Here is a 26,750-nt window from a genome sequence, read left to right as displayed (position 1 = left end):
GTGGCGGCCTGGGTGGCGCGCCTGGCCGGCGCGGTGGATCTGGGACTCTGCGGTGGCCGTACTTTTAAAGAAGCGTTCGCTCGGCCGCCTGGATGGCGTTTCGGAAAAGCATCGCGACGGTGGTGGGGCCTACCCCGCCGACGCGCGGGGTGATCGCGCCGGCTACCTCGGCGCAGGCCTCGTCGACGTCGGGGAGCAGGCGGCGGCCCTCGTAGCGGACGCCCGCGCCGATCACGACGGCGCCCGGTTTGACGTGTTCGGGCTGGATGATGCCGGGGACGCCGGCCGCGGCGATCAGGATCTCGGCGCGCTGGGTGTAGCGCGGCCAGTCCGCTACGCCGGTGTGTACGACGGTTACCGCGGCATTGGCCGTGGGGCGTTTCTGGGCCAGCAGCATGGCCAGCGGGCGGCCCAGCGTGGCGCCTCGGCCCAGGATGACCACCTCCCGACCGGCCACCGGGATCTCGTGGTGGGCCAGCAGCGCCTCGATGCCCGCGGGGGTGCAGGGGAGCGGGCCGGGCAGACCGACCGCGAGCCGGCCCATGTTGAGCGGGTGCATGCCGTCGACGTCCTTGTCGGGGTCGAGCGTCTGCAGCGCGGCGTCGTAGTCGAGGTGGCCGGGGATCGGGTATTGGATCAGCACGCCGTGCACGGTCTTGTCGGTGTTGAAACCGGCGATGACCTCGTGCAACTCGGCCTGGGTCGCGTCGGCGGGCAGGTGCCGGTGCGGTGACTCGAAGCCGAGCTCGGCGGCCTGCCGCTGCTTGATCCGGATGTAGCCGGCGCTGGCGTCGTCGTCGCCGACCAGGATGGTGGCGAGGCTGGGCACTACGCCGGCCTCGCGGAGACGGGCGGCGCGGGCGGTCACGTCGGCGAGCACGGCCTCGGCGACCGGAGCGCCGGGAAGAAGACGGGCGGTCATGCCAGCAAGCTTGCCTTACGATCCGGTCTCAGCTCTGTGCAGGTTGTGTGTAGGACGTCGCACTGGCCGTTCGCGTGGCGTGCGGCATGGTGTGTCGCCGATAGACTTCACGCTCATGAGCGAAGCCCTGCTGGCGTCCATCACCTGTCCCGGTGACCTCAAACGCCTCACCACCGAGCAGCTGACCCAGCTGGCCGCCGAGATCCGTGACTTCCTCGTGGCCAAGGTTTCCCGCACCGGCGGCCACCTCGGCCCCAACCTCGGTGTGGTCGAGACCACCCTGGCCCTGCACCGGGTCTTCGAGTCGCCGCGCGACCGGGTCCTGTTCGACACCGGCCACCAGGCCTACGTTCACAAGATCGTGACCGGCCGGCAGGACGGCTTCGACCGGCTGCGCCAGCGTGGCGGGCTCTCCGGCTACCCCTCGCGGGCCGAGAGCGAGCACGACCTCATCGAGAACTCGCACGCGTCCACCGCGCTGTCCTACGCCGACGGCATCTCCAAGGCGTTCGCGCTGCGCGGAGAAGACCGGCACACGGTGGCCGTGGTCGGCGACGGCGCGCTCACCGGCGGCATGTGCTGGGAGGCGCTCAACAACATCGCCGCCGCGAAGAACCGCCTGGTCATTGTCGTGAACGACAACGGCCGGTCCTATGCGCCGACGATCGGCGGCCTGGCCGACCACCTGTCCACGCTGCGGCTCAACCCGGGTTACGAGCGGGTGCTCGACCTGGTGAAGAACGCGCTCGGCTCGACCCCGGTGGTGGGCAAACCGGCCTTCGAGGTGCTGCACGCGGTCAAGAAGGGCATCAAGGACGCGGTCAGCCCGCAGCCGATGTTCGAGGACCTCGGCATCAAATACATCGGCCCGATCGACGGCCACGACATCGTCGCGATGGAGTCGGCGCTGCGCCGGGCCAAGGGCTACAACGCGCCGGTCATCGTGCACGCGGTGACCCGCAAGGGCTTCGGCTACCGCCCGGCCGAGCAGGACGAGGCCGACCGGTTCCACGGCCCCGGCAGCTTCGACGCCGAGACCGGCAAGCTGCTGGCGGCGCCGTCGCTCAAGTGGACGCATGTCTTCGCCGACGAGCTGGTGAAGATCGCCGATGAGCGGATCGACGTGGTGGGCATCACGGCGGCCATGGCCGAGCCCACCGGCATAGCCCAGCTTGCCGCGAAATATCCGGATCGGGCGTACGACGTCGGCATCGCCGAGCAGCACGCCGCCACCAGCGCGGCCGGCCTGGCGATGGGCGGGCTGCACCCGGTGGTCGCGGTCTACGCCACCTTCCTCAACCGGGCGTTCGACCAGGTGCTGCTGGACGTCGCGATGCACGAGCTGCCGGTGACCTTCGTGCTGGACCGGGCCGGCATCACCGGGCCGGACGGGCCGAGTCACTACGGCATCTGGGACATGAGTGTGTTCGGCGTGGTGCCGGGCCTGCGGATCGCCGCTCCGCGGGACGCCGCCACGCTGCGCGAGGAGCTGCGCGAGGCGGTCGCGATCGACGACGGCCCGACCATCGTGCGGTTCCCGACCGGCTCGGTCGCGGCCGACACCCCGGCCGTGCGCCGGCTCGGCCAGGTCGACGTGCTGCGCGACGACGACCGCAAGGACGTGCTGCTGGTGGCGGTCGGCTCGTTCGCCGGGCTCGGCCTCGAGGTCGCCGAGCGGCTGGCCGGGCAGGGCTATGGCGTCACCGTGGTCGACCCGCGCTGGGTGCGGCCGGTGCCGATCGAGCTGATCGGCCTGGCCGGGCAGCACCGCCGGGTGGTCACCCTGGAGGACGGGGTGCGGGCCGGCGGGGTCGGCGACGCGGTGGCGAGCGCTCTGCGGGACGCGGCGGTGGAAGTACCGCTGCGCGATTTCGGGGTGCCGGTCGGGTTCCACCCGCACGGCAGCCGGTCGGAGATCCTCGCTTCGCTCGGCCTTACCGCGCAGGACATCGCCCGGGACATCACCGAGTGGGTGTCCCGAATGGACGATGCCTCAATAGAAGTCGCATAACGGTAGATAACGGGACTGCGGTGGGCGGTTCCGTTATCTAGTCGTTATTTTTGGTTCCATGGACGTCGTTATCGATCTTGGTTACGACCGGGGCGAGCCGCTGCAATACCGGGAACGGAGCCGTTCGTCGGTTCAGTCCTGGTCGCCGGCCGCCCTGCTCGCCGCGCTCGTGCTGTTGCTGGCGGGAGCGTCGGCCGGGCCGGCCAAGCCGCCGATGAACCCGATCTTCCGGCTGCAGATCGGACCGGCCGACACGTACGCGGTGACCGACGACGGCCAGTTGCTCGCCCAGACGTTCGGCCTGCTCACGTCGTACGACCTGGACACCGGGAAGTTGAAGTGGCAGGCCGGGCAGTCGACCCCGGCCTACCGGCTGCGGTTGTCCGGCGGGCTGGTGCTGATGCGGCCCTGGACCACCAGCGCCACCGAGCCGGCCACCACCGCCGTCTCCAGCTTCACCGGCGCCGCCCAGTGGGAGCGGGCCGGGACCGTGGTCACCGTGGCCGGCTCGACCGCGCTGCTCGCCGTCGAATCGGTGCGCAGCCTGACCGGCACCGGCCGCCGGGTGCAGGGACCGATCGACGCCGTCGACCCGATCACCGGCAACACCCGGTGGACCGTGCAGGTGCCGTCGACCGCGGTGCTGATCGGGGTGCCCGGCCGGGCCGACGAGGCGTCCCGGATGCTGCTCGTGCACGACGGCCGGACGATGGCCGTGCACGACCTGACCACCGGAAGCCTGCTGGCCTCGGCCACGGTGCCGGCCGCCGATTACAACCCGGACAACCCGGTCGTGGCCGGCGGGCGGATCCTGCTGCGGCATCCCGGCACCATCGGGCCGGAGATCTCGGCGTACGACCCGGTGACCCTCAAGCAGGTGTGGACCGTGCCGGCCGGCACCTCATATCAGATGACGGCGTGCGGGGTGCTTGCCTGCCTGTCCGGGTCGGACGAGGTGCGGGCGCTCGACCCGGCCACCGGGGACCAGCTCTGGTCGCACCGCGGCTGGCAGAGCATCCAGCAGTACGGCACGACGCTCATCGCGTACGGCGAGAGCGACGGCTCCGAGCCGGTCGGGGTCATCGACCCGGTCACCGGGGCTGTCCGGGTGGACCTCGACGGATGGCGACCCGTCACCGGCACCGGTACCGACGGCCGCCTGGTGCTCATCCGCTCGGTAGACGACGGAGCCCGTAGCATGGTCGCCGTCGCTCACCCGGGCGACCCGCGACCGCAACCGCTTGCTGCGCTGCCCACCGGCACCGGCGACTGCCAGGCCGCTCCGGCCCGGTTGATCTGCCGGACGATGTACGGCGAGCTCGTCGTCTGGGCGTACCAGGAGGGGTAAAGCGTTGGCACTGATCGAGCTGGACCTGACCACCCAGCCCGACCTGACGCTCGCCTCGCCGCCACCCGCCTACCGCTACCGGCTCCCCGGCCTGATCCTCGCCGTGGTGCTGGTGATCGCCCTCGGCGGCGCGGCAGCGCCCGGCTCGACCATGTGGCGATACCTGGGGGCGGTGCCACCGCCCGGTGGGGCCGAGACCCAGACCCGGCTGGTCGGCGACCGCATCTACACCATCGCCGGCTCCGGCGGCGAACGCGTAACCACCGCCTTCGAGCTGGGCGTGTCGCCTCCGCGCGCCCGTTGGACCGTCCGCTACCCCGGACGGGTGATCGGGCCGGACGACATCGGCTTCGGCGGGGTCGAGGCCCGGCAGTCGGGCGACGCCGTGCTGCTCAGCGACGGGCCGGCCACCACCGTCGTCGACGCGGACACCGGCCGGAGCCGGTTCCAGTCCGAGGTCGGCATCACGCCGCTGCCCGGCGGGCACACCGGCGTCGTGCAGAACCAGGTGTTCCGCGAGGGAACCGTCTACGACCAGGACTCCGGCGACCCCGGCCTGCTCTATTTCTCGTCCACCGGCCAGCCGCACGTCGAACCGCCGGTCCGCACCGAGATCCGCGGCCTCGATCTGACCACCGGCGACACCCGCTGGACGATCGGCCTGCCCGGCTCGATCAACGTCCTCACCGTCGGCTCGGCGGTCTACGTGGTGGCCTCCGACCGGCTGGAACGCATCGACGGTGACACCGGCCGGGTCCAGCGCGGCATCCTGCTTCCCCGGCTCGGCACCAAGCGCCCGATCGGCGGCGCCCTGGTCAGCGGCAAGATCGTCGTCTACTACGGGGTGGACGGTGCCCCCGCCGAGGACGTCGTCTACGCCCCCGACACGCTGTCCCGGCTCTGGGAGTACCCGGAACCGCAGGTCCTGCTCGACCCGCCGAGCTGCGGGGCGGTGCTCTGCTCCGGGCCGCGTTCCGCCCTCGACGTGCTCGACCCGGCCACCGGGCGGGTGGGCTGGCGGGCGCCCGCGACCGTCGACCTGGACGTGCTCGGCGGCTACGTGATCGAGATGGTGACCGGCGAGGGGACCCCGATCCGGCTCGTCGACCCGGCCACCGGCGCCACCCGGGTCGACCTGGCCGGCTGGGACGCCGAGATCTCCGGTGGGGTCGGTGCGCCGCTCGTGCTGCGTAAGTCGCTGGCCGGCGGGCGCAGCGCGTTCGGGGTGGTGCTCGACGACCGGGTGCAGATCCTCGGCGCCAGCAATGGGCCGGTCAGCGAATGCGGCTCCAACCACGCGTACGTGATGTGCCGGGGCAACGACGGCCTGGAGATCTGGTCCTACCGGTCGTGATCGATCTCAGCCTCGACGCGCCCCCTGAGACACCGCGGCCGGTGCCCTATCGGGCGGTGCTCGGGGTGCTCTCGCTGGTGCTGCTGGCCGTGCTGGCCGGCTCGGCCCCGCAGCCGTTGCCGCGGCCGCCGGCGATCATCCCGGCCCGGCTCGGCGACGCCACCTTCCTCGACGGGAACCGGCTGTTCGTCGTCGGGGCCGCCGGGGCGGTCGCCGCCTACGAGCTGCCGTCGACGAGGCCGCTCGGCCGCACCGCCGTCCGGGTGGCCGGTGGGGTCGTCGGGGTCGAGGAGGTCGGCGACGTCCTGGTGGTCGGGTACCAGTACAACGCCAATGGCGACAGCGGCGTGGTGGGGCAGGTCCTCGGGGCCGCCACCGCGTCCTGGCGCCGGAACGCCCGCCTGGTCGCCACCTCGGCGGCCGACGGGATCGCGCTGCTCGACGACGAGAGCGGCATGATCGCCGTCGACGTGCGGACCGGCGCGCTGCGCTGGCGGGTGCCGCGCCCGGCCGGCGGATACATCGCGGTGGTCGGCGACCTCTTTCCCCGCCTGCTGGTGCTGACCACCGACTCGGGCCGGCTGGAGACCTACGACTCGCACACCGGCCGGCGACTCGCCGCGGTCACCGTGCCCGCGCTTCCCGGCCGGGCCAACGGGCTGCTCTGGCCGGTCGGCGACCTGGTCATGGTGGACACCGGGGACGGTTTCGACGGCTATCGGCTGCCCGGCCTGGAACGGCTCTGGAGCACCACCGTCGACCTGTCGCAGAGCTGGATGGAAACCGACTGCGGCCGGCTCATCTGTACGTTCCGGCAACAGCGCGGGATGACCGCCCTCGACCCGGCCACCGGTCGGGAGCTGTGGCGGTCGTCGCGGTGGTCGTGGGCCGAGCCGTACGGTTCCTACCTGCTGGGCAGCGCCGGCGAGGACCAGGTCTGGGTGATCGACCCGGCCGACGGCGAGCCGCTCGGCAACTTCGGCGACTGGCGCGGCCTCGGTCTGGTCGACGGCCGGCTCTACGGCATGAAGGACAACCGCTTCTACGGGGTGCTCGACCCGGCCACCCGCCGCGTCGACTACCTGGGCACGGTTGAGCGGGTCTCCGGCGACTGCGAGGTCGCTACCGGGGTGCTCATCTGCCGCCTGGTCGACGCCTCGGTCGCGGTCTGGCACGTTGGGTAGCCTCTCTCTTACGGCCTCTTCACACCTGTTTGGGAAGGCTGAGCGGGCTCGGTCGATGGAGGGTCAGCGGTGCGCGTTTTGGTGGTCGAGGACGAGCGGAACCTGTGCGACGCGATCGCGCGCGGGCTCCGGCGTAAAGGCATGGCGGTCGACGTCGCCTACGACGGGCTGCAGGGCCACGAGATGGCGTACGTGACGCGGTACGACGTGGTGGTCCTCGACCGCGACCTGCCCGGCATGCACGGCGACGAGATCTGTGCGGCCCTCGTCGAATCGGGCGCGCTCACCCGGGTGCTGATGCTCACCGCCAGCGGCACGGTCGCCGACCGGGTCGAGGGACTGCAGCTCGGCGCCGACGACTACCTGGCCAAGCCGTTCGCCTTCGAGGAGCTTGTCGCCCGGGTGCAGGCGCTCGGCCGGCGGGCCACCCCGGCCGCCCCGCCGGTGCTCACCGTCGGCGACCTGGTGCTCGACCAGACCCGCCGGGTGGTCACCCGGGGTGGTGTGCCGATCGAGCTCACCAACAAGGAGTTCGGCGTGCTCGAGGAGCTGCTCAAGGCGCGCGGCGGGGTGGTGTCCAGCGAGGAACTGCTGGAACGGGTGTGGGACGCCAACACCGACCCGTTCACCACGACCGTCCGGGTGACCGTGATGACCCTGCGCAAGAAGGTCGGCGACCCGCCACTGATCGAGACCGTGGTCGGCTCCGGTTACCGGGTGCCCGAACCGGTCGGCCTCTCGTGACCGTCTACCAGGGGCGCGGCAACCGCCTCAACCTGCGCCCGACGTTGCGGCTGCGGCTCACCCTCCTCAACGGCATCCTGCTGGTCGGGGCGGGCGCCATCCTGGTGCTGCTGGCCTGGCTGCTGGTCGGCGACGCGATGCACCCGGTCGTCGCCCTCGCCGACGGCTCCACCGTGACCCTGCGCAACGGTAAGACCCAGGACGCTCTCACCTGGCAGGCCGGCCTGGTCGACCGGGCCTCCCGCGAGGTGCTGGTCAAGGGGCTGGTCGCGCTGTTCGCGATCGGCATCATCGGTATCGCCGGGGCCTACGCCGTGGCCGGTCGCGCCCTGCGCCCGCTGCACGCCGTCACCCAGACCGCCCGCCGCCTCGGCGAGGAGACCCTCGACCAGCGCATCCGCTACTCCGGCGCGGACGACGAGGTCGCCGAGCTGGCCCGCACCTTCGACGCCATGCTCGACCGGCTGGCCGGCGCGTTCGAGTCGCAGAAGCGCTTCGTCGCGAACGCCTCGCACGAGCTGCGCACCCCGCTCGCCGTCATGCGCACCGAGATCGACGTCACCCTCAGCGACGACGAGGCCGACGTGGCCGAGTACCGCCGGATGGCCAAGGTGGTCCGCAACGCCTCCGAGCGGGCCAACGGGCTGGTCGACGCGCTTCTCGTGCTGGCCCGGTCGGAAGCCCAGTCGGGCCGGCGGCTGGCCCGCAAGGTTCCCGCCGACCTGGCGATGAGCGTTACCAACGCGCTGTCCGCGGTGCGGCCCGAGGCCGAACGCCTCAAGCTCGAGGTCACCACCGACCTGCAGCCCGCCCCCGTGGTGGGCGACCCGTCGCTTCTCGACCGGCTGGCCGGCAACCTGATCGAGAACGCGATCCGCTACAACCACCTGCTGGGCAAGCTGTGGCTGCGCACCGAGATGGCCGACGGCCAGGCACGGCTGGTGGTCGGCAACACCGGCTACGAGGTCGAGCCGGGCGACGTGCCGGGGCTGTTCGAGCCGTTCCGCCGGGGCGGCTGGGAACGCACCGGCTCCCGCGGCTCCGGCCTGGGCCTGTCGATCGTCCGGGCCGTCTGCGACGCCCACGGCGGCACGGTCTCCGCGGTCGCCCAGCCGGGCGGCGGCCTCGAGGTCACCGTCTCCCTGCCAACCGCCGACGCGACGCCGGTGGTGGCCGCGACAGCGTCGGTCCCGCGCGGAAAGAACCTCGGCATAGCGACGTAGCTCGGCCCGCCGCTTTCGCGGCGCGAAGGTCAGCCTGGGGTCATGCGGCCAGGGTGTGGTCGCCGGCTTGGGCCTCGCGGCGGACCGTGCGCAAGCGCGACGCTGTGATGCCCAGCTCGGCGGCGATCTCGGCGTCGGTGAGGGCCGGGCGTTCGGCTTTCAGCCGATCGGCCAGGGCCACCGTTTCGGCCGGGCTGCGTCGTGGTCTTTCTTTCTTTTCGGTACGGCGAGCATCGGTCCCGTCGTCGCGGGTGACGCCGGCTTTCACGGTGGTCGAGCTGCGTTGCGCGGGAACGGCGCGGCCGGCGGCGGCCGCCGGCCGCGCCTGCCGGGTCACGGTCGGGCTGAACCCGGTGCCTTCGGCTCCGTTGGCGCGGGGGAGAGCGGCGGCCGCCTCCTCCAGCGCGCGGCGGTGCAGCGGCGACCCGGCGGCAGCGCGCCCGGCCGTCTCCTCGTGGCCGCCAGGCCTGGCCGTTCGCATCGACGGCGTCGGGATGAGGCCGGGAATGACCGGATCGTCAACCGGCGGCGGCCCGGCGGCCGTGGGGCGGGTGAGGCCGGCGGTGGCCGGCAGGTCGGTGCCGCTTCGCTCCAGAGACGTGATGCGGCCGCCCAGTTCGACCAGGCAGATGCTGGCCACCACGATCAGGCCGTCGACCGACAGCGGCAGCAGGTAGGGGGAGGCGCCGGTCTCGCCGTAGCGGGCGGCCACGCCGACCATGTGCCAGTAGGAAACCCAGGCGGCGATGCCGGCGATCGTCGCGGTGGCGATCAGCCGGGCCGCGGCCAGCCAGCGGCGGTGCACCGGCACACGGGAGATCAGTTCGACGGTGAGCAGCAGGGCCAGCGGTGGCCAGGCGGCGATGGCCTGGCTGATCGGGTTGTCCAGGGCGTGCAGGACGTTGGCGACGACGGACGCGGCCACACCCAGCAGCAGCGTGGCACGGACCGCCCACCGGACGCGTCGCAGGTGCTGCAGGACCACCACCGGAATCGCTCTCCTCAGCCTGATCGGGAACCGCCCCATCCTGACCGCTGAGGATTACGACAACGCTCCCGGCCCGGAACCGTGATCGGTCCGTGCCAGGAGCGTTGTCGATGTGTGATCGCCTTTATCGGCGTGTCAACTTGACTCGATTACGAGCGCTTCTCGATCTGGGCTCGTAGCTTCGGGAACTCGGTCTTCGCCTTGCTCACCGACTTGAAGTACCAGATCACCATGCCGAGGCTGCCCTCGTCGGCCCAGCTGCAGATGGCCATGTCGATGCCGGAGGTCGAGGTGCTGCCGCACTTGGCGGAGCCGCCGAGCGAGCCGGTCGGGGCCTCGGTGATGTTGGTGATCTTCAGGCCGCCGACGCCGGCACCCAGGAACGTCTGGTTCAGTTCCTTGTCGGGGTCGTCGATCGGGGCCTCGGCCGCCGCGACCACCACGATGTCTTGCTTTTCCACCGTGCCGTAGAGCGAGCCCACCGAGTTGGTGGCCGACGGGACCGCCGCGAGGCCGTCCTTCAGCTCCTTGGCGATGTCGGCGAACTGCGGGTCGGTCAGCTTGGGGCGACCGCCCAGCGTCGCCGGCTCGACGATCTTGATGGTGGAGGCCGGCTTGGTCGGTTCGGCCGTCTCCTGCGTGGTCTGCGTGGTCGGCAGGGTGGTGTCGCCGGCCGTGTCGTTGATGTCGTCGACCTTGTTCTTGCCGATCATGTATAGAGCCGCGACGCCGCCGACGCAGAGCACCAGCACGATGGCGATCGAGGTCAGCACGATCGGCAGGACCTTCGACTTCTTCTTCGGCGGCTGCTGCGGCGGGAAGCCGGGCTGACCGAACTGGGGCTGGCCGTACTCCGGCTGGCCGTAGTGCGGCTGCTGGCCGTAGGGCGGCGGAGGCGGGGTCGAGCCGTACTCCGGCTGGCCGGACGTCGGGTAGGCCGTGGTCGGCGGGTACGACGGCTGCGGCGGCACCGAGGTCGGCACGTCGGGGTTGGGCTGGCCGGGGTACTGCGGCTGGCCGTACTGCGGCTGCCCGTATTGGGGCTGGCCGTATTGCGGCTGTTCCGGCTGCGGTTGCCCGTACTGAGGCTGGCCGTATTGCGGCTGCTCCGGCTGCGGCTGGCCGTGTTGCGGCTGCCCATACTGAGGCTGGCCGCCCTGGTAGGGCTGGCCGGAAGATGGCTGGCCAGGGTAGGGCTGACCGGAGTACGGCGGCTGCGGGGGCTGCGACATCAGAGCTCCATCGATTGGTGAATCTAAGCAGCGAGCCTATCGGCCCTCCGCCAGGGCGGTCGCCCCCCTATCCGGGCTACTCGATCACACCCGATCGGACAAACCCCTGGTGAACGTGACAACGCCCCACACCGTAGCGGTGCGGGGCGTCGTCGATCCGACTGTCAGGCGGGCAGGCTTCCGACGCCCTTCGGCAGGAAACGCTTGCCGGTCACCTTCTCGGAGATGCCACTGCGGTCCAGGTACGGCGTGACGCCACCGAGGTGGAACGGCCAGCCGGCGCCCAGCACCATGCACAGGTCGATGTCCTGTGCCTCGGCGACCACGCCTTCGTCGAGCATGAGGCGGATCTCCTCGGCCAGGGCTTCGAGTGCTTTCGCCCGTACCTCATCGGCGGACAGCGGAGCGGAACCGCCGGCCACCAGCTTGGCCACCTCGGGGTTGATCTCGTCATCGACCATCAGGGGCAGGCCGGCGTCGACGATCTTCTTGAGGTTGGGGCTGTCGGTGAACCGGTCCGGGAACGCCGCGTGCAGCGTCTCGCCCACGTGGTAGGCGACGGCCGGCCCGACCAGCTGGAGCAGCGCGATCGGCCGCATCGGCAGGCCCAGCGGGTCGAACGCGCTGTCCACCACGTCCAGCGGGGTGCCGGCGTCGACCGCGTTGAAGACCTCGCTGGTGAAGCGGGTCAGGACCCGGTTGACCACGAACGCCGGCGCGTCCTTGACCAGCACCGACGACTTCTTCAGCTCCCGGCCCACGGCGAACGCGGTGGCCAGGGTCGCGTCGTCGGTCTTCTCGCCCTTGATGATCTCGAGGAGCGGGAGGACCGCGACCGGGTTGAAGAAGTGGAAGCCGACGACCCGCTCGGGGTGCTCGAGGTCGGCGGCCATCTCGGTGACCGACAGCGACGAGGTGTTGGTGGCGAGGATCGCCTCCGGCGTCACGATCTTCTCGAGCTCGGCCCAGATCTGCTTCTTCAGGTCGAGGTTCTCGAAGACCGCCTCGATCACGAAGTCGGCGTCGGCGAAGGCCGACTTGTCGACCGAGCCGGACACCAGGCCGCGCAGCTTGGCCGCGGTGCCCTCGTCCATCCGCCCCTTCGACACGGTCTTGTCGATCTGGCTCAGCACGTAGCCGACGCCCTTGTCGACCCGGGTCTGGTCGAGGTCGGTCAGCACGACCGGCACCTGCAGACGGCGGGCGAACAGCAGCGCGAGCTGGGAGGCCATCAGACCGGCGCCGACGATGCCGACCTTGGTGACCTTGCGGGCGAGCGACTTGTCGGGCACCCCGACCGGCCGCTTGGCCCGGCGCTGGACCAGGTCGAACGCGTACAGCGAGGCCCGGGACTCGTCGCCCATGATCAGGTCGGCGAGGGCCTGGGTCTCGGCCGCGGTGCCGTCCTCGAACGACGCCTCCTTGGCCAGGGCGAGCAGTTCGAGGGCCTTGTTGGCGGACGGGACCGCGCCGTGCAGCCGCTCGTCGAGCTGCTGCTTGGCGAAGAACAGCACGCCGTCCCACATGTCCTTGTCGACCTCGGGCCGGTCTACCGTCTTCGCACCGTTGACCACCGCGGCGGCCCAGGCGAGCGACGACTCCAGGAAGTCGGCGGCCTCGAAGAGCTCGTCAGCCACGCCCAGCTCGCGGGCCTGCTTCGGGCGCAGGACCTTCTGGGTGAGCGGGTTCTGCAGGATCACCTGGGCGGCGCCGGGGGCACCGATCAGGTTGGGCAGCAGCTGGCTGCCGCCCCAGCCGGGCACGAGGCCGATCGCAACCTCGGGCAGGCCGAGCGCGGCCGCGCCGGTCGAGACCGTGCGGTAGTGGCAGTGCAGCGCCACCTCGAGGCCGCCACCGAGGGCGGCGCCGTTGATGAAGGCGAAGGTCGGGATCGTCGAGTTCTTCAGCCGGGCGAAGACGCGGTGGCCGAGCTCGCCGAGCTCCAGCGCCTGCTCCCGGGTGGTGAGGAAGGGGATCCCGGTGATGTCGGCGCCGACGCAGAAGATGTACGGCTTGCCGGTGATCGCGATGAACGCCGGGGCCGCTTCCGTGGCCGTGGTGATCGCCTCGTCGAGCGACTTCAGGCCGCCCGGGCCGAAGCTGTTCGGCTTCTTGTAGTCGAACCCGTTGTCCAGGGTGATCAGCGCGGCCTTCTTGGCGAGGCCGGGGATCTGGACAAACCGAACGATAGCCTTGGTTACTACCTCATTCGGGTGCTCGATCACTTGTCGGCGCCTTCCCAGTTCGGGTTCTCCCAGATGACAGTGCCGCCCATGCCGATGCCGATGCACATGGCGTTGAGGCCGTAGCGGACCTCCGGGTGCTCGGCGAAGTGCCGCGCGAGCTGGGTCATCAGCCGCACGCCCGAGGAGGCGAGCGGGTGACCGATGGCGATCGCGCCGCCCCACGGGTTGACCCGGGGGTCGTCGTCGGCGATGCCGTAGTGGTCGAGGAACGCCAGCACCTGCACGGCGAACGCCTCGTTCAGCTCGAACAGGCCGATGTCGTCGATCGTCAGGCCGGCCTTCTTGAGGGCCTTCTCGGTCGAGGGAATTGGCCCGTATCCCATGATTTCCGGCTCTACACCAACAAAGCCGAACGAAACCATGCGCATCGCGACGGGCAGACCGAGCTCCCGCGCGGTAGCCTCGTCAGCGATCAGTGCAGCGGTGGCACCGTCGTTCAGGCCGGCGGCGTTACCGGCGGTCACCCGGCCATGCGGGCGGAACGGCGTCTTGAGCGTGGCCAGCTTCTCCATCGAGGTCTCGCGCGGCGCCTCGTCAACGGTCGCGAGGCCCCAGCCCTGCTCGGCGTTGCGGAGCGCCACGGGCACCAGGTCGCCCTGAAGCTTGCCATCGGCGTACGCCTTGGCGGTCTTGATCTGGGAGTTGAGACCGTAGCGGTCCACCCGCTCCTTGGTGATCTCCGGCAGGCGGTCGTGCAGGTTCTCCGCCGTCGAGCCCATCACCAGCGCGGACGGGTCGACCAGCTTCTCGGCCAGGATGCGCGGGTTGGGGTCGACGCCCTCACCCATCGGGTGCCGGCCCATGTGCTCGACGCCGCCGGCGATCGCGATGTCGTAGGCACCCATCGCGATGCCGCCGGCCACGTTGGTCACCGCGGTCATGGCGCCCGCGCACATGCGGTCGATCGCGTAACCCGGCACGGTCTTGGGCAGGCCGGACAGCAGGGCGGCGGTGCGGCCGATGGTCAGACCTTGGTCGCCGGTCTGGGTGGTGGCCGCGATCGCCACCTCGTCCACCCGCTCGGGCGGAAGCTGGGGATTGCGCCGCATCAGCTCACGGATGCAGCGAATGACCAGGTCATCGGCGCGGGTCTCGGCATACATGCCGCCCGCCTTGCCGAACGGGGTGCGGACGCCGTCGACGAAGACGACCTCACGTACTTCACGGGGCACAGAAGCCTCCTCGCGGGCATATTTCGGTGAGACGGATGCTACTCGTCGGTAACTAAGGAGTGCCACCGCCCCGCAGGAATGTCACAAACGCGTTAACCGGGTCTTCATTCTGCGGGAGCGCCGACGTCTGACGCACCAAACCGCGATCGGCCGGAACGGCTGAGGCTACTGATCTTCGGGAGGCATAGCGTCGGCTCATGGAGAAGCCATTCAGTTGCCGTCTGGGCTGGCACCGGTGGGTTCGGCGGTCGACCGACGACGGAGCGAAATTCCGGCAATGCGCGCGCTGCGGTAAGGACAACGGCCAGTCGAAGGTGCACTGGGGGGCCGGGCCGATGGGCTGAGCGGCCGGCCGTCTTCAACGGCCGGCCGCGCCTCTATGCGGTGGGGTCGGGGAGTGCTTCGGCCAACTGGTCGGCCAGCAGGGTTACCTGCCAGTTGCGGGCGCCGAAGCCGCGCAACGTGTCGCCCACCGTCTGCGAGGTCGCCTCGTCGGGCGGTGACCAGGCCAGGCGGCGGACGTAATCGGGGCTGATCAGGTTTTCCGGCGGCAGGTTGTTCGCCTCCGCCGTGGCGACCACCACCTGGCGGCAGCGGGCCAGGCGGGCCGCCGCCACCGGGTCACGTTCGGCCCAGCGGTGCGGTGGTGGCGGACCGTCCATCGGCTGGTTCACCGGGAGGGCGTCGTCCGGCAGGGCGCGAGCCTCGTCCAGCGCGTCCAGCCAGACCCGGGCCAGGCGGCGCACCGAGCGGCCGCCGAATCCGGGGATGGCCAGCAGGGCGCGTTCGTCCTTCGGGTCCTGCTCGGCGGCGGCCACTATCGCCGAGTCGGGCAGCACCCGGCCGGGAGCCGAGTCGCGGCGGGCGGCCACGCCGTCCCGCGCGTACCAGAGTGAGCGCACCCGGGACTGGGCCCGCGCGCCGCGGACCCGGTGGATGCCGGAGGTGCGGCGCCACGGGTCGGGGCGCACCCGGGGTGGCCGGTCGGCACTGGCCACCAGGGCCGCGAACTCCTCGGCGGCCCACGCCGTCTTGCCCTGCCGGTCCAGTTCGGCGGCGAGCAGGTCACGCAGGTCGGTGAGCAGTTCGACGTCCAGTGCGGCGTACGTCAGCCAGGATTCGGGCAGCGGGCGGGTCGACCAGTCCGCGGCCGAGTGGTGTTTCTCCAGGGAGAAGCCCAGCAACTGCTCGGTCAGCGCGGCCAGCCCGACCCGTTCGAAGCCGGCCAGCCGGGCGGCCAGCTCGGTGTCGAACAGCCGGCGTGGCTTCAGACCCAGCTCCGCCAGGCAGGCCAGGTCCTGGCTGGCGGCATGCAGCACCCATTCGCTCTCGGCCAGGGCGGCGTCGAGGGTGCGCAGGTCGTCAAGCGGCATCGGGTCGATCAGGGCCGTGCCCGCGCCGGTCCGGCGCAGCTGCACCAGGTAGGCGCGCTGGGTATAGCGGTAGCCGGAAGCCCGTTCGGCGTCCACGGCAACGGGCCCGGTGCCGGCCGCCATCTTGGCCACCACCTCGGCCAACTCGGTCTCGGTCTCGACAGGGCGGGGGGTGCCCTCGCGAGGGGCGGTCAGCGGGACGGAGGCGGGTAAGGGGTCGGGACCGCCAGACGTCGGGTCGGGCGGCTCGGCGAGCGGTCGTCCGTCCCCTGCCGGTTCTGGCTCGTCCCGACGGCGCAGGGGTGCTTCGTCGGTCACTCCGTAACCGTACGGGTGCACCACCCCGGCATTGTGCAGCCGGGTACCGGCGCGCCGTTTCTCGATCGAAAGCCGGTTCATCCGCAGAGCCGTTCTCTGCGTATTACCTCCCGCAGCGCCGCTACGGCGCCGAGACCCGGGAGGCCGTGCCGGATGACGACCACGTACGACCCGTTCATCCCTGCTGACGGCACCGACCAGTACCAATACGGTGGTCGGCGTCGCGCGGAGGAGTGGACCGGCGAGCCGAGCTGGCAGTCCGGAACCGGGTATCAGCAGCCGCAGTACCAGGAACCGCAGCACTCTTGGCAGCAGCCCGAGCCGCAATACCAGCCGCGCTGGCCGGAGAGCACGCCCGTCGCGGAGCCGGCGGAGCCGCTTGCGCAGGCCAAGCCGGCCCGCCCCCGGGTGAAGCCGCTGGCGGTGGCGCTGGTCGGGGTTCTGCTGGCGGTGGCCGGCTGGCAGGTGTACCGGATCGAGTCGATGAGCAGCGACAACGCCTCGCTGCACTCGGTGCTCGCGGCCGAGCAGGACCGTACCGACCGGCTGGAGAAGGAACTGGCCGGGGTCTTCGACCCCGAGGCCGTCTCCTCGAAGGTGCTGCCGAGTGTGTTCCGGGTCCGCGCCGGCGACTTCACCGGTACGGCGTTCTCGGTCGGTACGAAGGCGGCCGACGGCCAGTCGAACCTGTTCACCAACTATCACGTGGTCGCCGAGCTCTACACCGGCGGCGGCCGGGCGGTGACGCTGGAGCGCGGCACCACGAAGATCAACGCGACCATCGTGAAGGTCAACAAGGGCAAGGACCTCGCGCTGCTGCGGGCCGCCCAGGAGATTCCGGCCCTGGCCACGGCGACCGCGCAGGTCAAGCCGGGCCAGCAGGTGGTCGTGGTGGGCGCGCCGCTCGGTCTCGACGACACCGTCACCACCGGCGTGATCAGTGCCTACCGGCCCTCCGACCCGGACGGCCCGACGATCCAGTTCGACGCGCCGATCAACCCCGGCAACTCCGGCGGCCCGGTGGTCAACTCCAGCAACCAGGTGGTCGGCCTCGCTACCGCGAAGGCCAAGGACGCCGAGGGCATCGGCCTGGCCATCCCGATCAAGACGGCCTGTACGACGTTCGCCGTCTGCTGAGTTCCTTGCCTGGTTTCAGCCGACCCGGTGGCGTTCCGAGAGGGACGTCACCCCGGGTGGCGGCAGGCCCGCGGTCGAGGCGAGCATCGCGCACCAGCCGAGCAGGTGCGCGGCCGTGTCGGTGGAGGTCGGCGTCCAGGAGGCGCGCACCTCGAGGTCGGCGGTGGGCTGCGGGCCGGCCAGGTCACCGAAGCGGGTCGACGCGGTCTGCGTGATGGTGCCGCCGATCGCGGTGTAGCCGGCCTCGTGCTGCTCCAGCGCGTCGGTCAGCCACGTCCAGGCCACCGCCGGCAGCATCGGGTCGCCCGCCATGTCCGCTTCCAGCTCGGCCGTGACCAGGGTTACCAGTCGCACGTCGCCGCGCCACGAGTCGTGCCCGGCCGGGTCGTGCAGCAGGATCAGCCGCCCGCCGGCCACCTCGTCGCCGGACCGCAGCACCGTCGCGGACAGCGCGAACGAATACGGCGCGAGCCGCTGCGGGGCAGCGATCTCCTCGAGGAGGATCTCCGGCCGGGGCGCAGCCGCCCGCAACCCGGCGACGGCGCGGGTGAACGCCTCGGGTGCAGCGGAGGGGGTCGCCATGCGGTGAGCCTATGCCGATCACCGTTGTCAGTCGTCGATCGCCGCGCCGGAAACCACGCATGGCACCATTGCGCGGTGACTGTGAACGATTCGGCCTTCGTGCGGGCGTGCCGCGGGCAAGACGTGCCGCACACCCCGGTCTGGTTCATGCGGCAGGCCGGGCGGTCGCTGCCGGAGTACCGCAAGATCCGCGAGGGCGTCGGGATGCTCGAGTCCTGCCGGCGACCGGATCTGGTCACCGAGATCACCCTGCAGCCGGTCCGCCGGCACAACGTCGACGCGGCCATCCTGTTCAGCGACATCGTGGTGCCGATCGCGGCGGCCGGGATCGATCTGGACATCGTGGCCGGCACCGGCCCGGTGGTGGCCGAACCGATCCGCACGGCCGGCGATCTCGAGCGGCTGCGCCCGCTCACCGCGGACGACGTCTCGTTCGTCGCCGAGTCGGTCCGCCTGCTGGTCGGCGAGCTCGGCGCCACCCCCTTGATCGGCTTCGCCGGAGCGCCGTTCACCCTGGCCAGCTACCTGATCGAGGGCGGTCCGTCGAGGACCTACACCAAGACCAAGGCGATGATGTACGGCGATCCGCAGCTCTGGCACGCGCTGCTGTCCCGGCTCGCCCAGATCACGTCGGTGTTCCTGCGCACCCAGATCGACGCCGGAGTCAGCGCGGTCCAGCTCTTCGACTCGTGGGCCGGCGCGCTCAGCGAGGCCGACTACCGCGAGTTCGTACTGCCGCACTCGGCCCGGGTGCTGGGCGGCCTGGCCGACGCCGGGGTGCCGCGCATCCACTTCGGCGTGGGCACGTCGATCCTGCTCGGTGCGATGGGCGAGGCCGGTGCCGACGTGGTCGGCGTCGACTGGCGCACCCCGCTCGACCAGGCCACCACGCTGATCGGCCCGGAGCGGTCGGTGCAGGGCAACCTCGACCCGGCGGTGCTCTTCGCCACCTGGGACGTCGTCGAGCGGGAGGCCCGCCGGGTGCTGGCCGAGGGTCGCCGGACCCCGGGGCACGTCTTCAACCTGGGCCACGGCGTGCTGCCGGACACCAATCCCGACATGCTCACCCGGCTGGTCGAGCTGGTCCACTCGGTCTCCGCGCGCTGACCGGGACTTTCGGCCCTCCCCGAGAGGGATGAGGGGGTGCAGGGTGGGTTGCCGTGAGCCGCGCGACAACCGACCCCGGTGGTCGCGGTGGCGCGCGACCTGGGAGGGTTGACAGCGTGCGTAAGCGGGTTGCGGTCATCGGTGGCGGCATCGCCGGCCTCGCCGCCGCGGTGCGCCTGGGTGATCTGACCCCACCGGGCACCGAGATCATTGTGTACGAGCAGGGCGGCGTCCTAGGTGGCAAGTTGCGCACCGGCGAGCTGGGTGGCCGGCCGGTCGAGCGCGGCGCCGAGTCCTTCCTGACCGCGGGCCCCGACGGCGCCGAGTCCGCCGTCGTGACCCTGGCCAGGCATCTGGGCCTCGGCGACGCGCTGGTGCATCCGGCCGCCGTGCCGGCCGCGCTGGCGATCGGTGGCCGGTTGACCCCGGTGCCCGGCGGCACGCTGGTCGGCGTGCCCGGCGACCTCACCAAGCTCGGCGACGTGGCGCACGTGGCCGGTGCCGACCGCGACGAGGGCCACCCGCTGCTGGCCGCCGGTGACGACATCGCGGTGGGCGAGCTGGTCCGGGCCCGCTACGGCGACGAGGTCGTCGACCGGCTCGTCGACCCGATGCTCGGCGGGGTCTACGCGGGCCGGGCCGACCGGTTGTCCCTCGAGGTCACCATGCCGCAGCTGGCCGCGACCGCCCGGGTCGAGCACACCCTGCAGGCCGCCGTGCGGGCCGCCCAGGCCGCCCGCACCCGCGCGGCCGGTCCGATCTTCACCGCCGTGGACGGCGGCATGAGCCGGCTGGTGGCCGCGGCCGCCGCCGCGAGCGGGGCCCGGATCAGTCTGGGCCTGCCGGTGCGCGACCTGTCCCGCACCGCGCACGGCTGGCGGCTGCTGCTCGGCCCGGTGCCGGCTCCGCAGACCGACGACGTCGACGCGGTGGTGCTGGCCGTGCCGGCCAAACCCGCGTCCCGGCTGCTGGCCGGCATCTCGGCCGAGGCCGCCGAGGTGATCGGCCGGCTCGACTACGCGAGCGTGGCCCTGGCCGCGATCGCCCTGCCGCCCGGCACACCGCTGCCGGAGCTCTCCGGCTTCCTGGTGCCGCCGAGCGAGGGCACCCTGGTCAAGGCGGCCACGTTCGTCACCCGCAAGTGGCCGCACCTGGGCGGCGAGTCCGGCGCGGTGATCGTGCGGGCGTCGCTGGGCCGGCACGGCGAGGAAGACCGCCTTCAGCTCGCCGACGAAGACCTGCTGCTGCGGGCCCGCCGCGAGCTCGGCGACCTCATCGGCGGCGAGTTGCCGCCGCCGGTCGCATCCTGGATCCAGCGGTGGGGCGGTGGCCTACCGCAATACACCCCCGGCCACCACGACCGGGTGGCCTTCGCCCGGCAGCAGTTGCCCGCCGGCCTGGCGCTGGCCGGCGCCGCCTTCGACGGCGTGGGCATCCCGGCCTGCGTGGTCAGCGGCGAGCGGGCCGCCGAAGACGTCAGTAAGTCCCTGGAGGAATAGATGAGCGACGAGTCCCAGTCGAACGCGGCCCGGATCAACGAGCTGAACGCCACGATCCGCTACACGATGTGGTCGGTCTTCCGGGCGGAGACCCCGCTGCCGGCCCTGCGCGAGGACCTGTCGAACGAGGTCGACAGCCTGTTCGAGCAGCTGTCCGGCAAGGACGTGACGATCCGCGGCACGTACGACTTGTCCGGGCTGCGCGCCGACGCCGACGTGTTGATCTGGTGGCACTCCAGCTCCTCGGACGCCCTGCAGGACGCGTACAGCCTGTTCCGCAAGACCGCCTTCGGCCGGCACCTCGCTCCGGTCTGGTCGCAGATGGCCCTGCACCGGCCGGCCGAGTTCAACAAGAGCCACCTGCCGGCCTTCCTGGCCGGCGAGGAGGCCAGGCCGTACATCTGCGTCTATCCGTTTGTCCGCTCCTACGAGTGGTATTTGCTGCCCGACGAGGAGCGCCGGCACATGCTGGCCGAGCATGGCCGGCAGGCCCGCGGGTTCCCGGACGTGCGCGCTAACACGGTCGCGTCGTTCGCCCTGGGCGACTACGAGTGGATGCTGGCGTTCGAGGCCGACGAGCTGCACCGCATCGTCGACCTGATGCGCGAGCTGCGCGCCTCCACCGCCCGCCGGCACGTCCGCGAGGAGGTCCCGTTCTACACCGGCCGCCGTCGCTCGATCACCGAACTGGTCGCCGCCCTGCCCTAAGGGGCCGGTCGGCGCATCGGGATGTGTGGAATGCCGTCCTCGACGTACTCCGGGCCGGTTTGTACGAAGCCGAACTTGGCGTAGAAATTCGCCAGATAGGCCTGCGCGTGCAGGACGGTCGGGTGGTCGCCGATGACGGTCAGCGCCTCGGCGATCAGCCCGGCGGCCAGCCCGGCACCCCGAGACTTGGGGGCGGTCACCACCCGGCCGATCCGAGACGTCTCGCCGTCGTTCAGGATCCGCAGATAGGCCTGGATCTCCCCGTCGTGCTCGAACCACAGGTGCCGCGTGCCGGGCTCGGTGTCCCGGCCGTCCAGTTCGGGGTACGCACATTCCTGCTCGACCACGAACACGTCGGTGCGGAGCTTGAGGATGCCGTAGAGCGTGCTGGTGTCCAGCTCGCCGAACGAGGCGGAGTGAAGGTCATCGTGCATGTCCCGCATCGTATGCGGCGCGCCGTCGCGCGTATCGCGGCCAGGCGTTGTACGGATGGATGCATGATCAAGAAGAGCAAGCTCTTCGGCAACAAGACGCGGGTGACCTTCTGCCTGCCGAACGACGTGCCGGCGGGCCGGGTGAGTGTGGTGGGCACGTTCAACGACTGGGAACCGGGCACGCACGAGCTCAAGCCCCGCCGGGACGGCACCCGCACGGTGAGCGTGCCGCTGGCGGCGGGCCACTACGAGTTCCGGTACCTGGCGAGCGACGGCGTGTGGCTCGACGACGAGCAGGGCCGCGCTCTCCACCTCTAAAACGAAAAAGCCGGAAAAAGTCTCATTTATGGCTAATCTGGCAGCATGACCATGTACGAGACCTCGGAGCTGCACAAGCGGGTGGCGCGGTACGAGTCGGCGGTGGATGAACTACGGGCGGCGCATCAGGACATTCGGACCGTCCTGACCGATCAGGTGCTCTACGAGCGCTGGCAGCACATCGGCGCCGAGCTCGGGTTCACCATCGCTGTCCAGGCCGCCGCGGCCGCCGGGCAGCAGCAGGAGCTGAACGCGATGAATCAGCAGATCCCGCAGATGGCCGAGGCCTGGGCAGGGTGATCAAGCCCTCCGCCGCCGTCGCCCCCTCTGCCACCGGGGCGGCGCCGGCGGAGCTGTACTTTTGCTGGCATGTCTGTCGACACCCAGTACGAGGACCTGCTGCGCCGCGTCCTCACCACCGGAACCCCGAAGAGTGACCGCACCGGGACGGGCACGGTGAGCCTGTTCGGTGAGCGACTGCGCTACGACCTGTCGAAGGGCTTCCCGCTGGTCACCACGAAGCGGGTGCACTTCAAGTCGGTGGCCGTCGAGCTGCTCTGGTTCCTGCGCGGCGACAGCAACGTGAGCTGGCTGAAGGACCAGGGCGTCTCCATCTGGGACGAGTGGGCCGACGCGCAGGGTGAGCTCGGCCCGGTCTACGGCGTGCAGTGGCGCTCGTGGCCGACTCCGGACGGTGGGCACGTCGACCAGATCACCTCGGTGCTCGAGACGCTCCGCAAGGACCCCGACTCGCGCCGCATGCTCGTCTCGGCCTGGAACGTGGCCGACCTGCCGTCGATGGCGCTCGCGCCGTGCCACGCGTTGTTCCAGTTCTACGTGGCCGACGGCAAGCTCAGCTGCCAGCTGTACCAGCGCAGTGCCGACCTCTTCCTCGGCGTGCCGTTCAACATCGCCAGCTACGCGCTGCTCACCCGGATGGTGGCGGCGCAGGTCGGGCTCGTGCCCGGCGACTTCATCTGGGTGGGCGGCGACTGCCACATCTACTCGAACCACGTCGAGCAGGTGAACGAGCAGCTGTCCCGTTCGGCGTTCGAATTTCCCGAGCTGGAGATCGCCCCGGCCGGCTCGCTCTTCGACTACAAGTACGAAGACTTCTCGCTGGTCAACTACCAGCACCACCCGGCCCTGCGGGCACCGGTGGCGGTGTGACCGTCCACATGATCTGGGCCGAGGCCCAGGATCGGGTGATCGGCTCCGAGGGGGGCATCCCGTGGCATCTGCCGGGGGAGCAGGCCCTGTTCAAGGAGCGGACGATGGGCGCGGCCGTGGTCATGGGCCGGGCCACCTGGGATTCGCTGCCGGAACGGGTGCGGCCGCTGCCGGGCCGCCGGAACGTCGTGCTGACCCGTGACCCGCAGTGGGCGGCGCCCGGGGCGGACGTGGCCCACGCGGTGCATGCCGTCGATCTCAGCGGGGACGTCTGGGTGATGGGGGGCGCGGCGGTCTACGAGGCTTTTCTGCCGATCGCCACGCACGTGGTGCGCACCCGCATCGATCTCGAGGTGGCCGGGGACACCCGGGCGCCGGCCCTGGGCGACAGCTGGGTGCTGAAGTCCGACTCGGGGTGGCAGACGGCGTCCAACGGGCTGCGCTACGTCGTGGAGGAGCTGGAACGGGCGGTTTGATGCGCGTACGCCAGCAGCCCGGCGCAATTGTCGCCGGGCTGCATCGTTTCGTCAGGCCTTCGGGTCCAGGCGGATCGAAAGGCTGTTCACGCAGTGCCGGGTGTTCTTGTCGGTGAAGTGCTCGCCGCGGAAGACGTGGCCCAGGTGCGAGTCGCACCGGGCGCACCGGATCTCGACCCGCAGCATGCCGAGGCTGCGGTCCTCGATCTCCTTGACCGCGCCGGGGATGGCGTCGTCGAACGACGGCCAGCCGCAGTGCGAGTCGAACTTGTAGTCACTGGGGTACAGCTCGGCGCCGCAGGCGCGGCAGTCGTACGTACCCTCGGTCTTGGTCTCTACATACTCCCCGGACCAGGGGGCTTCGGTGCCGGCCTGGCGCAGGACCCGGAACTCATCCGGGCTGAGCCGGACCCGCCACTCGTCCTCGGTGGTGGGCAGGGTGGTCTCGTTCGGTGCCATGTGCCAACGGTACGTCCGACGCACCGCAAGTGCGGCCGACGCCGTAACCGCATCCGTTGGACCAGCATGGAAGATGCATCGTTCCGTCCCACTTGGCACCAGGCCCTTGGCCGTGGTCTGTATCTCGGCGCCCTCATCGGCGTGGTGGGAATCACCATTGCTCTGGCGTTCGCCTGGGTGGGACTGCCGCCGTGGATCTGGCCGGCGCTGGCTTTCGGCCCGCCCGGCGTGGGCGCGGTGGTGGCGATCCTGAGCCGCCGGTTCACCGGCACTGAGCTGGGCGCGGGTGGCATCCGGACGCGGTCGGTGTTCGCCGGCGGGCTGGCGCCGTGGAGCCGGGTGGTGGACATGCGGGCCGAGCGCCGGGGCGGTCGGACGGTGGTTTCGGTCTATCTGGATTCCGGCGCGAGCGTGCAGCTGCAAGCGCCGTACAGCGGCGGCCTGTTCGCCGCCGACCCTCGTTTCGAGGCAAAAATGTTCGCTTTGTCCCATATATGGCGTAGTCACCGTTTCGGTGGTCTTCCGGGATGATGACCCTCCGGGGGGCGTTTACGGGTAAATCGGGCAAATGCCGTAAGCTCACGTCCGGACCTGGAAATACCGCAACAGAACGGAAAACTCCTCATGAGTGCAACTCGTCGAATTTTCGCCGCCGGACTGCCCTCAGTGGCCGTCGCTGCGGCTCTGGCCTTTTCCGCCTCGCCGGCCCTGGCCATCGCGGATCTGGCGGCCCGCCCGGCCGTCACCGCTACGCCGTGTGCCGAAGATGACCGCACCAAGTGTGACTACAACACCCCGGCCGGGGAGGCTCCCGCGACCGGTGGGCCCACCCGTGGCCACGCCGGCTACGGCAGCACCAGCCCGACCGCTACGCCGACCCCGAGCGCGACCACGCCGTCCGGCAACGTCGACACCGTGCCGCCGACCACGCCGCCCGGCGTGCAGGACACCGGCACCCCCACGCCCACGACCAGCACCGGCGGTGGCGTCAGCGCCGGCGAACTTCCGGTGACCGGTGCGCCGATGGGCGCGATCGTCTCGCTCGGCGCCCTGCTGGTCGCCGGCGGCGTCGCCTCCGTCTTCTACACCCGGCGGCGCCGTAGCGCCTGACGGTGCTCCGGTCCGATTTATCCGCCTATAGCGGACGCAGTATTCAGGAGGCCGTCCGGCTCGAAGCCGGACGGCCTCCGGTTTTTGTCGCACCTCCGGCATAGGGTCAGGTGCATGCCGAAAGCCGCAGCGGAAGAGCACGAGATCGCCGGCCACACCGTCCGGCTGAGCAGTCCCGACAAGATCTGCTTCCCGAGCCGGGGCTACACGAAGCGCGACGTCTTCGATTACTACTTGGCCGTCGGCGACGGCATCCTGCGCGCCCTGCGCGACCGGCCCACCACGCTGCAGCGCTTCCCCGACGGCATCGACGGGGAGATGTTCTTCCAGAAACGCATCCCCACCCGCGGGGTGCCGCCCTGGGTGCAAACGGCAAAGATCAATTTCCCAAGCGGGCGTACGGCGGACGAACTCTGCCCTGCCGACCTGGCCCACGTGGCCTGGGCCGCGCAGATGGGCACGATCGTCTTCCACCCGTGGCCGGTGCGAGCGGCCGCCGCGGACAACCCCGACGAGCTGCGCATCGACCTCGACCCGCACGCCGGCACCGGCTTCGGCGACGTGGTTGCGACGGCCGGGGTGATCCGCGAGGTGCTCGCCGAGCTGGGCTTCACCGGCTATCCGAAGACGTCCGGCGGCCGGGGCGTGCACGTCTACGTGCGGATCGCGCCGCAGTGGTCGTTCGTGCAGGTGCGGCGGGCCGCGATCGCGCTGGCCCGGGAGGTGGAACGGCGCAGCCCCGACCGGATCACCACCGCCTGGTGGAAGGAGGAGCGGGGCGAGAAGGTGTTCCTCGACTTCAACCAGATGGCCCGCGACCGCACGATCGCCTGCGCCTATTCACTGCGGGCGACCGCGCGTGCCACCGTCTCCACCCCGGTGACCTGGGACGAGCTGACCGAGGTGGAACCGGACGACTTCGACCTGCGCACCGTGCCGGCCCGGTTCGCCAAGATCGGCGACCCGCACGCGGGCATCGACGACGTGGCGCACGACATCACGCCGCTGCTGGAGTGGGTCGAGCGGGATGAGAAGGCCGGGCAGGGCGACATGCCCTATCCGCCCGATCACCCGAAGATGCCGGGCGAGCCGCCCCGGGTGCAGCCGAGCAAGATGAACAAGGCCAACTGGACCTCCGCCGACTAGATGGCCAGTTTCATGCCCTCGTGGGAGGCGGTGAAGCCGAGCTTCTCGTAGAAGCGGTGGGCCTCGGTGCGGCGCTTGTCCGTGGTGAGCTGGACGACCCGGCAGCCGCGCTCGCGGGCGCGCTCCACGGCGTACGCCATCATTTGGCGGCCGGAGCCGCCGCCGCGCCGATCAACCCGGACCCGGACGGCCTCGATCGTCATGCGCCAGGCTCCGCCCCGGCTCAGGCCGGGGGTGAAGGTGAGCTGGCAGGTCGCCAGCACCTCGCCGCCGTCCACCCCGACGATCAGTTCGTTGCCCGGGTCGGCGTCGATCGCCTCGAACGCGGCCCAGGTCGCGGCGTCCACCTCCTCGGGCACGGTGCCGAAACCGCGCGCCCGGCTGATCTCGTCGTCGGCGAGAAGCTCCAGGATGGTGGGCACATCTGCCCGTTCGGCCAGGCGGAACTCCATCGATCGCTTCCTCCCCGTGGGTGCCCGGCTCGGGCAC

27 protein-coding genes are annotated in these 26,750 nt (G+C 71.1%); 17 read left to right on the top strand and 10 right to left on the bottom strand.

Annotation, left to right across the window (positions count from 1 at the left end):
• Positions 1-64: 64 nt before the first annotated feature.
• Positions 65-922 (bottom strand): bifunctional 5,10-methylenetetrahydrofolate dehydrogenase/5,10-methenyltetrahydrofolate cyclohydrolase, encoded by an 858-nt coding sequence (locus Ate02nite_RS05465; protein ID WP_203799824.1) that lies wholly within the window; start codon positions 920-922, stop codon positions 65-67.
• A 115-nt stretch (positions 923-1,037) separates the two neighbouring features.
• On the opposite strand from Ate02nite_RS05465, the gene dxs reads away from it, so the two are divergent.
• The 6 genes from dxs (at position 1,038) to Ate02nite_RS05435 (ending at position 8,786) form a co-directional block, all read left to right on the top strand.
• Entirely contained in the window at positions 1,038-2,933 is a 1,896-nt protein-coding gene (gene dxs / locus Ate02nite_RS05460) for a 1-deoxy-D-xylulose-5-phosphate synthase (RefSeq protein WP_203799822.1), read from the top strand.
• Positions 2,934-2,991: 58 nt separating this feature from the next.
• Entirely contained in the window at positions 2,992-4,281 is a 1,290-nt protein-coding gene (locus Ate02nite_RS05455; RefSeq protein WP_203799820.1) for an outer membrane protein assembly factor BamB family protein, read from the top strand.
• A 4-nt stretch (positions 4,282-4,285) separates the two neighbouring features.
• Complete coding sequence (locus Ate02nite_RS05450) at positions 4,286-5,635, top strand: PQQ-binding-like beta-propeller repeat protein (RefSeq protein ID WP_203799817.1); 1,350 nt, start codon at positions 4,286-4,288, stop codon at positions 5,633-5,635.
• Complete coding sequence (locus Ate02nite_RS05445; RefSeq protein WP_203799814.1) at positions 5,632-6,819, top strand: PQQ-binding-like beta-propeller repeat protein; 1,188 nt, start codon at positions 5,632-5,634, stop codon at positions 6,817-6,819. Before Ate02nite_RS05450 ends, Ate02nite_RS05445 begins: the two co-directional genes overlap by 4 nt.
• Positions 6,820-6,888: 69 nt before the next feature.
• Positions 6,889-7,563 (top strand): response regulator transcription factor, encoded by a 675-nt coding sequence (locus Ate02nite_RS05440; protein ID WP_203799812.1) that lies wholly within the window; start codon positions 6,889-6,891, stop codon positions 7,561-7,563.
• Entirely contained in the window at positions 7,560-8,786 is a 1,227-nt protein-coding gene (locus Ate02nite_RS05435; protein ID WP_203799809.1) for a sensor histidine kinase, read from the top strand. The genes Ate02nite_RS05440 and Ate02nite_RS05435 overlap by 4 nt, the downstream gene beginning before the upstream one ends.
• 40 nt (positions 8,787-8,826) lie before the next feature.
• Here the strand turns inward: Ate02nite_RS05435 and Ate02nite_RS48620 are convergent, their stop codons facing one another.
• The 5 genes from Ate02nite_RS48620 to Ate02nite_RS05410 form a co-directional block, all read right to left on the bottom strand.
• Positions 8,827-9,774, bottom strand: coding sequence for a DUF2637 domain-containing protein (locus Ate02nite_RS48620; protein ID WP_438871154.1), 948 nt, complete (start codon positions 9,772-9,774; stop codon positions 8,827-8,829).
• 149 nt (positions 9,775-9,923) lie between these two features.
• Complete coding sequence (locus Ate02nite_RS05425) at positions 9,924-11,006, bottom strand: hypothetical protein (protein WP_203799806.1); 1,083 nt, start codon at positions 11,004-11,006, stop codon at positions 9,924-9,926.
• 164 nt (positions 11,007-11,170) lie between these two features.
• The gene (locus tag Ate02nite_RS05420) at positions 11,171-13,231 is read right to left on the bottom strand and encodes a 3-hydroxyacyl-CoA dehydrogenase NAD-binding domain-containing protein (RefSeq protein WP_203799803.1); all 2,061 of its coding nucleotides are present in this window, start codon (positions 13,229-13,231) and stop codon (positions 11,171-11,173) included.
• On the bottom strand, positions 13,228-14,424 hold the full coding sequence (locus Ate02nite_RS05415) for a thiolase family protein (protein WP_203799800.1): 1,197 nt from the start codon (positions 14,422-14,424) through the stop codon (positions 13,228-13,230). Before Ate02nite_RS05415 ends, Ate02nite_RS05420 begins: the two co-directional genes overlap by 4 nt.
• Positions 14,425-14,801: 377 nt before the next feature.
• Positions 14,802-16,115, bottom strand: coding sequence for a ribonuclease D (locus tag Ate02nite_RS05410; RefSeq protein ID WP_438871156.1), 1,314 nt, complete (start codon positions 16,113-16,115; stop codon positions 14,802-14,804).
• Between the two features lie 153 nt (positions 16,116-16,268).
• On the opposite strand from Ate02nite_RS05410, the gene Ate02nite_RS05405 reads away from it, so the two are divergent.
• The gene (locus tag Ate02nite_RS05405; RefSeq protein ID WP_203799787.1) at positions 16,269-17,252 is read left to right on the top strand and encodes a S1C family serine protease; all 984 of its coding nucleotides are present in this window, start codon (positions 16,269-16,271) and stop codon (positions 17,250-17,252) included.
• Between the two features lie 15 nt (positions 17,253-17,267).
• On the opposite strand, the gene Ate02nite_RS05400 is transcribed toward Ate02nite_RS05405, so the two are convergent.
• On the bottom strand, positions 17,268-17,834 hold the full coding sequence (locus tag Ate02nite_RS05400; RefSeq protein ID WP_203799784.1) for a DUF3000 domain-containing protein: 567 nt from the start codon (positions 17,832-17,834) through the stop codon (positions 17,268-17,270).
• 75 nt (positions 17,835-17,909) lie between these two features.
• On the opposite strand from Ate02nite_RS05400, the gene hemE reads away from it, so the two are divergent.
• The 3 genes from hemE (at position 17,910) to hemQ (ending at position 21,148) form a co-directional block, all read left to right on the top strand.
• Positions 17,910-18,941, top strand: coding sequence for a uroporphyrinogen decarboxylase (gene hemE / locus Ate02nite_RS05395; RefSeq protein ID WP_239147136.1), 1,032 nt, complete (start codon positions 17,910-17,912; stop codon positions 18,939-18,941).
• A 116-nt stretch (positions 18,942-19,057) separates the two neighbouring features.
• Positions 19,058-20,440, top strand: coding sequence for a protoporphyrinogen oxidase (gene hemG, locus Ate02nite_RS05390; protein ID WP_203799778.1), 1,383 nt, complete (start codon positions 19,058-19,060; stop codon positions 20,438-20,440).
• Positions 20,441-21,148: a hydrogen peroxide-dependent heme synthase gene (hemQ, locus tag Ate02nite_RS05385; RefSeq protein WP_203799764.1), complete on the top strand. Its 708-nt coding sequence runs from the start codon at positions 20,441-20,443 to the stop codon at positions 21,146-21,148.
• Here the strand turns inward: hemQ and Ate02nite_RS05380 are convergent.
• Positions 21,145-21,582 (bottom strand): GNAT family N-acetyltransferase, encoded by a 438-nt coding sequence (locus Ate02nite_RS05380; RefSeq protein WP_203799761.1) that lies wholly within the window; start codon positions 21,580-21,582, stop codon positions 21,145-21,147. The genes hemQ and Ate02nite_RS05380 overlap by 4 nt on opposite strands.
• Before the next feature lie 63 nt (positions 21,583-21,645).
• Between Ate02nite_RS05380 and Ate02nite_RS05375 the strand changes: the two genes are divergently transcribed.
• The 4 genes from Ate02nite_RS05375 to Ate02nite_RS05360 all read left to right on the top strand — a co-directional run bounded on the left by Ate02nite_RS05375 (position 21,646) and on the right by Ate02nite_RS05360 (position 23,546).
• Positions 21,646-21,900, top strand: a complete 255-nt coding sequence (locus Ate02nite_RS05375) for an isoamylase early set domain-containing protein (RefSeq protein ID WP_203799748.1) — start codon at positions 21,646-21,648, stop codon at positions 21,898-21,900.
• 45 nt (positions 21,901-21,945) lie between these two features.
• A complete protein-coding gene (locus tag Ate02nite_RS05370) occupies positions 21,946-22,200 on the top strand; it encodes a hypothetical protein (protein WP_203799745.1) in 255 nt (84 codons plus the stop codon).
• A 69-nt stretch (positions 22,201-22,269) separates the two neighbouring features.
• Positions 22,270-23,070: a thymidylate synthase gene (locus Ate02nite_RS05365; RefSeq protein ID WP_203799743.1), complete on the top strand. Its 801-nt coding sequence runs from the start codon at positions 22,270-22,272 to the stop codon at positions 23,068-23,070.
• Positions 23,067-23,546 (top strand): dihydrofolate reductase, encoded by a 480-nt coding sequence (locus Ate02nite_RS05360; protein ID WP_239147135.1) that lies wholly within the window; start codon positions 23,067-23,069, stop codon positions 23,544-23,546. Before Ate02nite_RS05365 ends, Ate02nite_RS05360 begins: the two co-directional genes overlap by 4 nt.
• Positions 23,547-23,597: 51 nt before the next feature.
• Here the strand turns inward: Ate02nite_RS05360 and msrB are convergent, their stop codons facing one another.
• Entirely contained in the window at positions 23,598-24,005 is a 408-nt protein-coding gene (gene msrB / locus Ate02nite_RS05355) for a peptide-methionine (R)-S-oxide reductase MsrB (protein ID WP_203799741.1), read from the bottom strand.
• Between the two features lie 66 nt (positions 24,006-24,071).
• Here msrB and Ate02nite_RS05350 point away from each other — a divergent pair, with 66 nt between their 5' ends.
• From Ate02nite_RS05350 to ligD, 3 genes are all read left to right on the top strand, one after another.
• A complete protein-coding gene (locus tag Ate02nite_RS05350) occupies positions 24,072-24,536 on the top strand; it encodes a hypothetical protein (protein ID WP_203799738.1) in 465 nt (154 codons plus the stop codon).
• 93 nt (positions 24,537-24,629) lie between these two features.
• The gene (locus Ate02nite_RS05345) at positions 24,630-25,115 is read left to right on the top strand and encodes an LPXTG cell wall anchor domain-containing protein (protein WP_203799736.1); all 486 of its coding nucleotides are present in this window, start codon (positions 24,630-24,632) and stop codon (positions 25,113-25,115) included.
• A gap of 114 nt (positions 25,116-25,229) precedes the next feature.
• Positions 25,230-26,261, top strand: coding sequence for a non-homologous end-joining DNA ligase (ligD, locus tag Ate02nite_RS05340; RefSeq protein WP_203799733.1), 1,032 nt, complete (start codon positions 25,230-25,232; stop codon positions 26,259-26,261).
• On the opposite strand, the gene Ate02nite_RS05335 is transcribed toward ligD, so the two are convergent.
• A complete protein-coding gene (locus tag Ate02nite_RS05335) occupies positions 26,258-26,713 on the bottom strand; it encodes a GNAT family N-acetyltransferase (protein WP_203799730.1) in 456 nt (151 codons plus the stop codon). The genes ligD and Ate02nite_RS05335 overlap by 4 nt on opposite strands.
• Positions 26,714-26,750: the final 37 nt, after the last annotated feature.

The sequence above is a fragment of the Paractinoplanes tereljensis genome, assembly GCF_016862435.1.
Classification (GTDB): Bacteria; Actinomycetota; Actinomycetes; order Mycobacteriales; family Micromonosporaceae; genus Actinoplanes; species Actinoplanes tereljensis.
Note: the sequence above shows the minus strand (reverse complement) of the source record. Positions and strands in the feature narration are given on the sequence as shown.